The 12,210-nt window shown below is 69.3% G+C and carries 6 protein-coding genes and 1 pseudogene; 1 reads left to right on the top strand and 6 read right to left on the bottom strand.

Annotation, left to right across the window (positions count from 1 at the left end; all coding sequences use genetic code 11):
- From GZ997_RS05925 to GZ997_RS05950, 6 genes and pseudogenes are all read right to left on the bottom strand, one after another.
- Positions 1-991: pseudogene (locus tag GZ997_RS05925) on the bottom strand (transglutaminase domain-containing protein); the annotation flags it as partial.
- Complete coding sequence (locus GZ997_RS05930; RefSeq protein WP_162679230.1) at positions 988-2,277, bottom strand: DUF58 domain-containing protein; 1,290 nt, start codon at positions 2,275-2,277, stop codon at positions 988-990. The gene GZ997_RS05930 and the pseudogene GZ997_RS05925, both read right to left, overlap by 4 nt.
- An 18-nt stretch (positions 2,278-2,295) precedes the next feature.
- The gene (locus GZ997_RS05935) at positions 2,296-3,258 is read right to left on the bottom strand and encodes a MoxR family ATPase (RefSeq protein ID WP_162679231.1); all 963 of its coding nucleotides are present in this window, start codon (positions 3,256-3,258) and stop codon (positions 2,296-2,298) included.
- Between the two features lie 68 nt (positions 3,259-3,326).
- Entirely contained in the window at positions 3,327-9,146 is a 5,820-nt protein-coding gene (locus GZ997_RS05940; RefSeq protein WP_343212287.1) for an Ig-like domain-containing protein, read from the bottom strand.
- 5 nt (positions 9,147-9,151) lie between these two features.
- Positions 9,152-9,592 carry an adenylyltransferase/cytidyltransferase family protein gene (locus GZ997_RS05945; protein WP_161923574.1) on the bottom strand — a complete coding sequence of 147 codons (441 nt, stop codon included), beginning with the start codon at positions 9,590-9,592 and terminating at the stop codon, positions 9,152-9,154.
- Positions 9,592-11,067, bottom strand: a complete 1,476-nt coding sequence (locus GZ997_RS05950; protein WP_238994301.1) for a sugar transferase — start codon at positions 11,065-11,067, stop codon at positions 9,592-9,594. Before GZ997_RS05950 ends, GZ997_RS05945 begins: the two co-directional genes overlap by 1 nt.
- 204 nt (positions 11,068-11,271) lie before the next feature.
- Here GZ997_RS05950 and GZ997_RS12930 point away from each other — a divergent pair, with 204 nt between their 5' ends.
- Positions 11,272-11,403, top strand: coding sequence for a hypothetical protein (locus GZ997_RS12930; protein ID WP_275405352.1), 132 nt, complete (start codon positions 11,272-11,274; stop codon positions 11,401-11,403).
- The last annotated feature ends 807 nt before the right edge of the window (positions 11,404-12,210 follow it).

Raw genomic sequence — 12,210 nt, forward strand, 5'->3', positions numbered from 1 at the left:
TCGGCTCCGGAGCCGCGGCTCCGGAGCCGAGCTCCGCCACCAGCGGTGTGCCCCGACCGATGTGCTGGAAATGGGCACCGCGCCCGGATGCCTGGCTGATGCGCGCAGACAGGCCGTCGTAGGAGTCGAGTGCGGCTATGCGGATCCGGGCGCCGTCGGGCAGGTCGGAGACCGTCATCAGCGTAGTGGAGGCCAGCTGCGTCTCCAGGGCACGCACCAGGGACAGGGGAGTGGCGAACTCGGTCAGGTCCAGCGGCGGGTTGAAGGCGTCGCGTAGGACTGTGCGGGCGTGTGGGGCGGCGGGTGCGGAAATGGCGATCACGAGCGTGATAGCTGCCAGCAGCGCCCCTGCACGCGCGGCACCGCGGCGCGCACCTGCGGTCACGCCCGCATCGGTTTCCTCCAGGACCTCGGCCACCTGATCGTGTCGGCCCCACTGCGCCGCCAGCGCCCACAGCCCCAGCACGCCGGCAGCCAGTACGGCCCCGACTACGGCAGGCAGCGGCGTGGCCGTATCACCCCAGGCGATGGCGATTGCCGCCTCCGCCAGGACCGCGAATCCGGCCAGGTGGAGCCGTCCCGCATAGACGGCACGGGTCGCCAGCACGCCGCAGGTCAGGCCCGTCAGCCACGGCAGGGTAGTCATCGCGGAGAAGGCAGTCAGTGGCAGGGGCAGGGTCAGCGCATCGCGCCACACCGTCACCGTGGCTGCCAGGACCTCGTAAATGCCGCTCAGATCGTGGTCGACGTCCGGCAGCAGCCAGGGGGCCAACAGCACGTGCGCGGCCGCCGTAATGGCGAGCGTGGGCAGGGCGGACAGCCGGGAGCGGGCGGTGACCAGGCCGATCAACACGCCCAGAGCCACGGCACAGGCGCCGACCGCGGCACCGATCACGGAGCCGAAGGGGACGGTGAAGGGGATCGTGCCGACTAGCAGCAGCACGGTGACCAGCGCCTGGTAGAGGCCTTGCTTAGCCCGCGAGGTACTCATGCAGCCTCCCGCATCACCAAGGGCAGTGCCTCCAGGCGGTCGATGTCGAACGCGGTCAGCCCGCCCAGGGCGTGGCGCCCCAGCGGCCGGGAGCCGCAGCGCAGTGCAATCGCCACCGTGTCCACCGGGGTGGTGGTGCGCACGCGCCCCAGCACCGAGTCATCACAGCGCTGGCCGGTTACGAGCACCAGTACGGAGGCCTCGGAGTGGCGGGTGGTGGCGTGGCGGGCCAGTTCGTCGCAGCCGTACGCGCCCGGCGTCTCCTCCAGCAGGCAGGAGGCGTCCAGCAGTCGCAGGCCGGTGATAGTGGGCAGCGCCCCGGCCTGGGTGAGCAGGGAGACCTCCCTGCCGTCGGCAATCGCGTTCAGCGCCAGCGAGCAGGCCACGGACACGGCCGTCTCGAAGTCCTCATCGGTCTCGTAGTCGTCCGGGAGCGTGTCCAGGAGCACCAGCAGGCTCGCCCGGTGCGTCTCCTCGAACTGACGGACCATGAGCCTGCCGGTGCGGGCGGTGGTGCGCCAGTGGACGTTACGCCGGTCGTCCCCGGGCACGTAGTCGCGCAGGGCGTGGAAGGAGACGTCCGAGCTTGACAGCTCCTGGGTGACGGCCCCCTCGACGTCGCGCATGATGCCGCGCAGCGTGACTCCCAGCCGGATGGTGCGGGGGTGGATGTGCACCAGCTGCGCCTCGGTGTGGTTGCGCTCGTGGCGCAGCAGCCCCACCGGGTCCGAGCGCACGGAGACGACCGGCCCTACGGTGACGACACTGCGGCGGGCCGTGGGCAGGATGAAGCCACGCTCATGCTCCGCACCCGGGCGCAGCGTGGGCACCGCGAACACGGCTCCAGCGGTGCCCACGGGCATCTCCATGCGGGTGGGCAGCAGGAGGCGTCCGGTTGGATTGCGCACCGACAGGTGAACAATCGCGTTGTCACCCACGGTGACGCGCCGTTCCAGCAGGTCGTGGGAGACGGTGTGGCCCCCGCGTGGCAGCAGCCAGAGCCAGGCGGTGGCGACGACGGCGCCAAGCACCGCGGCGGCGGCCCACGCCTCCTGCCAGCCCAGCCGGAACCCGCCGGCGGCGGCCAGGGCCAGCAGCATCACGCAGGCCCAGCCCGTGCGCGTCACCACCCCTGCGCCGCGGGCCGCGGCCGCAACTGCTTGGTGACCGGGCAGTTCAGCGGTTACGGAACGCAGCCGCGTAGCTGCACGGCGGCAGGCCCGCAGCGCGGTCTGGAGGACGGACACGGCGGGTGACGCCTGCGAGGTTGGGGCCGGGCTGGTCATGGGGTCTCGTTCGCGGGCTCAGCGGGTAGTGGGGGCGGAGACGTCGGTCAGGGCGCGGGTGATCACCCCGGCTGCGGTGGCACCGGAGAACTCGGCGTCGGGGTCCATGACCAGTCGGTGCGCCCACACCACCTCCGCCAGGTCCTTGACGTCATCGGGAAGCACGTAGGGGCGCCCCTGGGCTGCGGCCCATACGCGTGTGACGCGTGCCATGGCGATGGCGCCGCGGGTGGACACGCCCAGCAGCGTGTCGGGGGACTCGCGGGTGGCCTCCACCAGGGCGCCGATGTAGTCCAGGATCGAGTCCTCCACGTGGTTCTGGGCAGCAATGTCAGCCATGGAGGCGATCGCGCCGGAGGTGATCACCGTGTCCAGGCCGCGGGACCGGTCGGGTTTGTCCGATCCCGCCAGGATGCGTGTCAGGGCCTCGCGGCTGGGGTATCCGATGGACGTCTTCATCAGGAAGCGGTCCAGCTGCGCCTCGGGGAGGCGGTAGGTGCCGGCCTGCTCCACCGGGTTCTGGGTGGCGATGACCATGAAGGGTCGTCCGGTCTCGTGGCGGACGCCGTCGACGGTGACCGTGGACTCCTCCATCACCTCAAGCAGGGCCGACTGGGTCTTGGGGGACGCCCGGTTGATCTCGTCGGCCAGGACCACGGAGGCGAAGATCGGACCTGGGTGGAACTCCCAGGCGGTGGTCTTCTGGTTGAAGATGGTCACGCCGGTGATGTCAGACGGCAGCAGGTCCGGGGTGAACTGGATACGCGAGTGGCTGCCCTGCACGCTGGCCGCCAGGGCTCGCGCCAGGGCCGTCTTGCCGGTGCCGGGCGCGTCCTCCAGCAGGAGGTGCCCTTCGGAGAGCATGGTGGTCAGCGCCAGTCGGATTACGTCTTGCTTGCCGAGCAGCGCCTCGCCGACGTTGTCTACCACCTTGTTAAAGGTCTCGGCGAACCAGGTCGCGTTCTCCTGGGTCATGGGCATGGGTACGTGTGTCTCCTATGAGTAGTCCACTGGACAGTCGACCGGAATGCTCCTGCGGTCGACTGCTGTCAGTTGGTAGTGCAGGTCACCGTCTGGCTCGAGTTGTTGGTGGCGTGCGGGAAGGTGTGCCGCGCGGTGCCGTCGGAGCCGACGAAGAACTCCTCCGTCCAGGTGGGGTAGGCGCCGTTGGCGTCCCGGTAGGTGTAGCGGCAGTAGACGCGGCTGTTGGGGTCGAATCCCCACACGTCCACCACCAGGTGCCAGCAGTCCACCTTTCCGTCCGCGGTCGGCCGCTGCAAGCCCCGGGCATAGTCCGCCTCGGTGCAGGTAACGCCATCGATGGTCTTGTCGGTGAGTATCGGGAAGGCGTTGTTGGCGGGTATGGGCTTGGTGGTCGCCTGGGGCCGCGGCAGGGTGACGGCGTTTGAACGCACGGTGGCCGAGGCGATGGACTCCTGGTCATCGACAACCACACGCGCCTCCACGTAGTAGGTGGCGCCGGGCGTCAGGCCGGAGAAGGAGGTGTTGTCATCGTCCCAGCCCTTGACCTGGTTCCCGGCGGAGTCGACGAGCCTGTACTCGATCTCCAGCTCGCCCGCGCCCCAGCCGTTGTTGTCGGCGGCAAGGGTGGAGGGCGTGGTCACCTTGATCTGGCTGGTGCCATTGGCCGCAGCCACCGGTGCCGATGGCGCCTTGGGCTTGCCGGTGATGCGGAAGCTCGTCGAGCCGGTTGCGGAGGTGGCCGAGCCCGCCTGGTTCTCGGCCTTCACCGTGACCGAAACGGTGTGCGTGCCAGTGCCCAGGGATACCGGTACGGTCACCGAGGTACTGGCGCCGGCCTGAACGGTCTGTACCACCGATCCGGTTACCGACACGGTGTAGGTGACTGCGCTCCCATTGGCCGGAGCACTGCCCCAACTGATGTTCAGCTTGCTTCCGTCCCAGCTCACATTGGGCCTGCCCGGGGTGCCCGGGGCGCTGTAGGCGGTGGCCGTTGCGCCGGATAAGACCCAGGCGGACTGGCCGGAGCCGGCGACTACCGCACGCACGCGGGCGGCGTAGCTGCCCGGCTTCAATGAGCGGAACGTCGCCGAGGTCCCGGACACCGCCTGGCTGGAGACCACACTGCCGTCCTGCAGCAGCTGTACCTCGTAGGTGATGACAACCCCGCTGATGGGGGCGGCGGCGCCCCAGGAGACCGTCACGGAGGCGTTCCCGCCACTGAGGTTAACGCCGGTGGGTGCATCCGGGGTGACGGTCAGCGTCACCGGGGCCGAGGCGGCCGAGGGGGCGGAGGCGCCCACCGCGTTGGTGGCCACCACCTGGAAGGAGTAGGTGCCGCCGGGCGTCAGGCCGGTGGCGGCGCAGGGGGATCCGGCGCAGCTCCAGGAGCCTGCCCCGCCGGTCTCGGTGAGCGTATACCCGGTGATCGGCGAGCCGTTATCCGCTCCCGGTGTCCATGACACGTTCATGGCACTGATGCCGGATGGGCTGGCGGACACGCCGGTGGGGGCGTCCGGCACCGCGGTGACTGTAACCGTGACCGTGCCGGTTACCGCGCGCGCGGCGGAGCCGGTGGCGTCCAGTGCCTCGTAGACCACCACCAGGCGGCCGACGAAGCCGGCTCCGGGGGTAATCGTGAGGGTGGTTCCGGAGGCGGTCACTTCTCCCGTGCCGGAGGTGACCTGCGGCGAGCCGGACAGGGTGATCGGCTGATCGGGGAACGGGTTGGTCACCAGCGTGGCGACGTCGACGCTCACGGGGGAGCCGTCGGAGGAGAGCGTGGCCGGCGCGGTCGTCATGAGTGGCCGGCTGGACTCGGTGACTTGCAGCGGCAGCTCGCCGGTGACCGGCTCATTGTTCCCGTCGTCCACCGTCACCGGCAGCGCGGCGGTGGTGCCCACGGCCGTGCCGGCGTCGGCGGCTACCGTGACGGTGGAGCCGGAAAGCGACGTCGTGAAGCCGGCGGGGGCGGAGCCGATCGAGAAGGACAGCTCGTCGCCGTCGGCGTCCTGCGTCATGGCGGACAGCTCCGCGGTGACCGCATCCTCGCCTGCGGCCACCGAGATCCCGGTGGGAGTGAATACGGGAGGCGTGTTGGAGGTTGCCTCCACCACCACCGGCAGGGTGAGGGTGGAGGACAGGGCGGCGTCCCCCGCGGAGTCGGTCACCGTCAGGGTCACGGACGTCTGCCCGGAGAAGCCTTCAGCCGGTGTCAGGTCCAGGCCCTCACCGCCATTGGTGACCGCGGCCGTGTCCAGCCCGGTGCCGGTGCGCACTGTGGAGGCATCGGTGATGGTGGGGGTCGTATCGGCGTGGGTGAGGATGTAGTCGGCCAGGTTCACGGCGGTGGTGGTATCCGCCGGAATTCGCACCGGGATCGCGGTCGAGTCCAGTCGTGGGCGCAGGTCCTGCCGCGATGGCACCACGATGACGGCATTGCCGGTAAGCCCGTCCTGGTCGGTGATCGTGTACAGCACCAGGCGCTGTTCGCTGCCGACGGTGACTCGGATCGAGGAGTCGATCACCTCGGCCCGTGTGTCCTCGGTGGTAACGGTCAGGTCCCAGGGGGAGCCGTCGGCGTCCTGGTCATTGTCCAGCACGGAGACGAGCGCCATGCCGTCCGCGTCCACCTGGTCCACCGTCACGTAGTCGTCCACGCCGATCGGGCTGAGCAGGGGGGCGTCGACGAGCACCTGGAAGGTGATGGTGCCCACGTCGATACCTCCCTCCCCGTCGGAGACCCGGTAGTGAGCCGTGTAGACCCCCTCCTCGCGGGGCAGCTCGGCCACCACGCGCCCGGAGCGCACGGACAGGGTGAGCGCCGGGTCATCACTGACGGGGGTGTCATCCAGGGTGAGCGGATCGCCGTCGGCGTCGAAGTCATTGGAGACGACATCCGTGACGACGGTACGGTCGGGCTGGGCCACCACCAGGTCGTCGGTGGCTACGGGGGCGGTGTTCGTGGTTGGCGCCGCGGCCACGCCCACGCGCACGGTCCCGGTGGAGCGGGCCTCGAAGCGGTCCTTCACCGTGTAGGTGAAGGTGTCGGTGCCGCTGGTGCCCTCGTGCGGGGTGTAGGTCAGGTAGGTGGAGGAGGCCTCGACGGTTCCCGACGTCGGGGCCTGGTCCAGCCCGACCAGGCTCACCGAGTCGCCGTCGGGATCAATGCCGTCCAGCGGCACGGTGATCGTCACCGCGGAGCCGGCCACCGTGCTCGCCTCCAGGTTCTGCGGGCTGGGGGCGGCGTTGGCGGCGTCGTCACGCGCGCGAACCTCAATGTCTATCTGGCCGGAGGCGGTCTGCCCGGCCGTGTCCGCAATGGTGTAGGACAGAGTGGTGCGGCCCGGAGTATCCGCGGCCTTGAAACGCACCACGTCTCCGCTGGTCCAGGCGGTGCCCAGATCCGCGCCGGCCACGCCGAGCTCATCGGCCACACTCAGCGCCAGGCCCGAGGGGGAGGTGTCATTGTCCAGCACCGAGATGGTCACCACGTCCCCCACGCGCACGATGGCGGAGTCGGCGCCGGCGATCGGCATCTGCAGCTCGGCGGTGGTAACCGGAACGACGGTCATGTGACCGGTGGCGGAGGCGGTCCCGTTGGAGACGGTGTACTCCACTTCCACGCTCTGCCCGATCGTTCCGGCCGCGGACACCTGCAGCAGCGAGTGGTCCACGACGGTCACGGTGACGCCCGAGTCGTAGGGCGCGCTCGCTGACTGCAGCACCAGGATCCCGCCGGCCGGATCGAAGTCATTACTCAGCGGAGCCACCGTGGTGGAGCCGCCTTCGCGCAGCAGGGCGGTGTCATTCTCGGTCACCGGGGGCACATCCGGGTCCGCCGGCTCGACGACGTCGATCCTCACGATCCCGTGGGAGACGGCTGAGCCGGAGGTGACGTCGTAAGTGATGTAGTAGGTGTCCGCGTGCTCGGCCGTGAAGGTGAAGGTGCCGGCCTGCTGGTTCACCTCCAGGCTCGTCCCGGCGGGCGCCTCCTGCAAGCCCGCCAGGATCAGCGGGTCGCCCGTGGGGGAGACGTCGTTATCCAGTGGGGAGACCACGGTGGAGGCTCCGGAGACCACGCGCACGTGATCGGCGTTGGCCACCGGTGCGACGGACTCCGCTGCCTGCACGTCCACGTTGATGGTCCCGGATGCGGCCTGCTGGCCGTCGGAAACCACCACGGTGAGCGTGCGGGTACCCGGCGTGCTGATCGTGTCCCGCACGTTGACCGTGCCCTCGTTGGTGGTGCGCACGTCGAAGCCCTCGCCCTGGGCGGATACCAGGTAGAGGGTGTCGCCGTCGGGATCGAGCCAGTTGCCGAGCACGTCCAGGGAGCCGGAGGCGTCCGCGGCGATCACCAGTGTGGGGGTGGAGGTCTGCTCGGGCGCCGTGTTGACGCTCCAGTCGTGGACCTCCACCGTGGCGACGGCGGAATCGGCGCCACCGCGTCCGTCCGACGCGGTATAGGGGATCGTGTAGGTGCCCGTGGCGTCCGGTGGGGTGTCGATGCGCAGCGCCAACCCGGACTGGGCGGAGGTGACCTGAGCCGTGCCCGTGTCACCGGCCTCGGCGGTCAGTACGTCCCCGTCCGGGTCGGAGTCGTTGGCGAGCACCGGCAGCACCGTGGAGCGGCCCGGACGCACCCCGAAGGAATCGTCATTGGCCTGCGGCGGGTGATTCTCCTCGGTGCGCTCGGGCTGGGACTGGGAGTCGGAGGTCTCCGCCGAATCGTCCTTGTCATCTGCCTGGTCATCCGTCTGGGAGGTGATGTCGGTCCAGTCCTCCACCAGCACCAGGTTCTCATCGGGAAGCCATACCGTGCCGTGGGTGATGTCGTTCAGGACGATCGCATCCCGATTGACGCGGAAGACGGGCCGGGAGGAGGAGGCCAGGGCGGCGTCACTGACGGATTCGGTGTCGCCTCCGCACTGCCGCAGGAAGTGCCCCGAACCGGACCAGGCGCCGTAGAGGCAGTCTCCCAGGCGCACCGGCTGAGCGGGTACGCCGACGGCGGCCTCGTCGTCGGCGGAGGCGGGGACGGTGGTGATCGGCGAGCCGTCCAGGGGAACGGACATCAGGGCGGTGCGAGAGGCGACCAGGACCGCGTCCGCGTCGGGGCCGGGTTGCTGAAGTACCAGTCCCGAGGCCCCCAGGTCCGTGGTGGAGCCTCCGGGCAGGTGCAGGATGCCGGTGCCGCGCTCCAGGACCACGGCGCGGCTCCCGACGGCGGTTATGGCCAGGTCCGTGGCATCGGTCAGGTTCAGTGTGCGCGTGGAGGACTTGCCCCAGCCGGAGGCCTCGACGGGAACGGTAGTCAGGGTGCCGGTCTTGGCGGAGACCGCGTGCAGCGACCCGTCGGTGCCGGCCACGGCCACCGCTCCGGGGGCGTCCTCGATCAGGGTGGGCGCGGCCGTCAGCAGGTCGACGGCGCCGACGGTGGTGCCGGTGACCGTGCCGGCGCCGGAGTCCACGGCGAAGACTCGATCGGCGCCCTGGAGCACGCTCACGCTACTGGGCAGCTGCGTACCGGCGGACAGCGCCACCGCGGTCGGATCCACTGAGGCGACTGCGCCCGCCGCCAGGTCGGGCACCAGCACGTTCTCACCGCTCTGGGTGACGTCGAAGTCCGCCGATGCGGTGCGGATGGAGCCGTCGATCTGCTTCGACGGGTAGTTGAGCCTGGCTACCAGGTGCTCGCTGGTGCTGGTGACCCATACGCCGCCGTCGTTCAGGGAGACGTCCGCTTGCGGGACGCCGTCATGCATCCAGGCGGCTGTTCCCAGGGTGAGTGCTGCCAGGCCGGCCAGGGCGGCGGAAAGGCGCTTGCGCCGCTGCCGGGACAGGTCCCGGCGTCCCAGGCGGCGTAGCTTCATCGGTGCGGGCACGCCCTTCATCTGGCGGCGGTTCCGGAGTGTGAGGCGACCTCCTGCGCGAGCATGCGGCGCAGCATGCTGGAGGACGTCGTGGGCGTGTAGGGCAGGTAGACGACGGTGGCGCCCACCTCTGCCATCTGCTGCTCCAGCAGGTCTCCCTTCTCGGTGTCCTGCCAGTCGGTGCCCTTGAACAGGATGTCGAAGGGCTCACGCTGCCAGGCCAGGCGCTTGTCCTGGTCGAAGTCCGGCACCACGGCGTCCACGACCCGCAGCGCGGCAACCAGCGCCATGCGCTCGTCGTGGGGGACGATCGGGGCGCGGCCCTTCATGCGCTCCAGGGACTCGTCGGTTGCCACGCCGGCGATCAGGCGGTCGCAGCGGGTGGCGGCCGCGCTGAGGATGTTGAGATGCCCGATGTGCAGCATGTCAAAGCCGCCGGGTACGTATCCGGTGATCATCAGTACGCTCCCTTGCCGCCGACGACGGCCTTGAAGGTTGACAGGAAAATGCTGGCGTCCAGGCGGGCGCCCCGGTTCTCGACGTAGTGCCGGTCCAGCGCGACCGTGGTGTCCCATGAAAGGTCCGAGCGTCCCGATACCTGCCACAGGCCAGTAAGACCGGGCTTGACCAGAAGGCGGCGGCGGGCCTCGGCGTCGTACTCGGCCACCTCGCTGGGAAGCGCCGGGCGCGGGCCCACCAGGCTCATCTCGCCACGCACCACATTGATCAGCTGTGGCAGCTCGTCGATGGAGGTGCGGCGGATGAAGCGGCCCACGCGGGTGATACGCGGATCGGTTCGATTCTTGAACTGCACCTCGTTGCCCGCGTCACCGCCGGCCTTGACCACGGCCTCGCGACGGGCGTCCGAGTCGGTTCGCATCGAGCGCAGCTTCCAGAGCGTGAAGGGCGAGCCGTCCTGGCCCACTCGGGTCTGGCGGTAGAAGGCAGGGCCGGGGGAGTCCAGGCGGACGGCAATGGCGGCCGCAGCCAAGAGCGGGGAGAAGAGCACGAGCAGCACGGTGCCTGCGGTCCGGTCGAAGATCTCCTTGGCGAGCAGGCGGGTGCGGCGCAGGCTCACGTCGATCAGGCCGGTCCAGCCGTGCGTAACCGGCAGTCCCCGCATGCGCCCCGGAACCACGTCCTGCAGGCCGGGGGCGACCACGAGCCGAGCACCGGTTGAGGTCAGGCCGCGCATGAGGGTTACGAGGTCGTCCGGGCTCACGCCCCCGAGCGTCATAACGACGTCGATGCGCTCGGAGGTGATCATCGCGTTCGTCTCCTCCACGCTGCCGAGGCGGGCGGCGGCATGGGAGCGATTGGTGCTGGAGGAGACGTAGCCCACGATGAGGAAGCCGTCCGCGGGGTGGGAGCGCAGGTCGCGCAGGATGGGCTCGGCGCCGGGGCCCATGACGATGAGGGTGCGCCGTAGGCCGCGCCCCTCCGTGCGCCGTGCCCGCAGCCACCGACTCTCGGTGTATCTGCCGAGGAGGGACAGGGTCAGCTGGGCGCACAGCGGCACGAGCACAGACGGCGCCGAAAGCTGCGGAGTGAGCAGTTGGGCCAGTAGGAGTGCCACCGGAGCGGTTACCGCAGCGGCCAGGGTGACGCGGCCGGCGCCCGAGCGGGCCTGGTCCACGACGTCGACCCCCAGCGCCCCTGCCATCCAGGCGATCGCCACCATCAGTGCGCCGACGATGAAGGCGTGCAGCAGCCGCAGGGGCCCCCAGGCCAGGCAGATGGCGGCGACCCAGATCGGCAGCACTACGGCAGTGAGGTCACCGAGGAACACCCATGACAGCAGGTCCTGACGCATGGTGGGCCAGGCCGTGAACAGTGGGGACTCCAGTGGCGGCAGAAATCGAGCCTTGCCGCCGGACCGCCCCCGCTGCCCAGCGGGCTGCGGGGTGGGGGCTGCGCTGAGCGGGCTGGTCAAGACGACTCCAATGACTTTACTGCCGTTGCTGGAAGAAACTTGTGATGGAAGCGCCGAGCGCTGCTAAAAGTCCCGACATAGTCCGCCGTCGTGCTGTGCTTGGCGCTGAGCGCGGGCTTTTTCATCGAGCTCTCTGGTCAATCTACTACCTATTTTCAGCCGGTGGGGGAGAACGTGAACAGGTACACAGAAACCGGGTCCGGAATGCGTATCCGTGACGGCTCCGCCGCGGTGGTGGCCACGGGGCGGGTGGCGCGTCAGCAGGTCCACGATCCGCGCGATAGCGCGGATGCGCCCGGGGTCGCCGGTGGGGGAGTGGTGGGCTACGGAATGTAAAGAATTGGGCATGCGTATGAGATTGATGTGATAATTCTGAGACGATTATTGGCGGTCGGCATCGCTGGGCGGCAGCATATGAGGGTCGTGCGTCACATTGGGCAACATTTCCGTTACAATCGACAGTGATTCGTAATCCTTCGGCGTTCAGGGTACCGCCGCCTGCGCAGTGCTCCCAGAGTGCTTCCCCGGCCCGCCTCGTCGACCGCCTACTTGGACGGCGTCCGTCCACTTGGACCGCGTACCCGCCGCTTGTGCTAGGCGGCGGATTGGGAGGCAATGGGCCTGTCGACTGCGTCCCCGTGTGCCAGCGGTAGTGCTTCTTTGTGCGTGCTCGTTCTCCTGCTGCCAGCTTCAGCCTGGCTCGCCCAGCCGCTTACTTGGACCGTGTCTCTTCGCTTGGACCGCGTTTGTCCAGTTGGATCGTCTGCGACTGCCTCTGCGGCGGCCCAAGTACGAGTAGACGTCGGCGATCCCGAAGGCGGCTGCTGACTGGTTCGTTTGCTAGCCCATCTGGCTTGCGGGTGTCGTGGTTCGCAGGGTGTTGGCTTGTACGTGTGTGGGCCTGGGTGGGTTGGCCTGCGGGGAGCGGCGCTTACGGTGTGCGGGGAGCGGCGCTTGCGGCGTGCGGGGAGCGGTGGTTGGTGCTTGGGTCTGTGCTGATGCGGCTGATTGCGTGTTCTGGTCGACGGTTCGTACGTTCCGGCGCGACGGTTCGTACCTCGTGGCGACGGTTCGTACGTTCCGGTCGACGATTCGTACCTGGTGGTGACGGTTCGTACGGTAGGGGTACTGTGCTGTCTCCAC

It is taken from the genome of Actinomyces sp. 565, assembly GCF_010365615.1.
GTDB lineage: Bacteria > Actinomycetota > Actinomycetes > Actinomycetales > Actinomycetaceae > Actinomyces.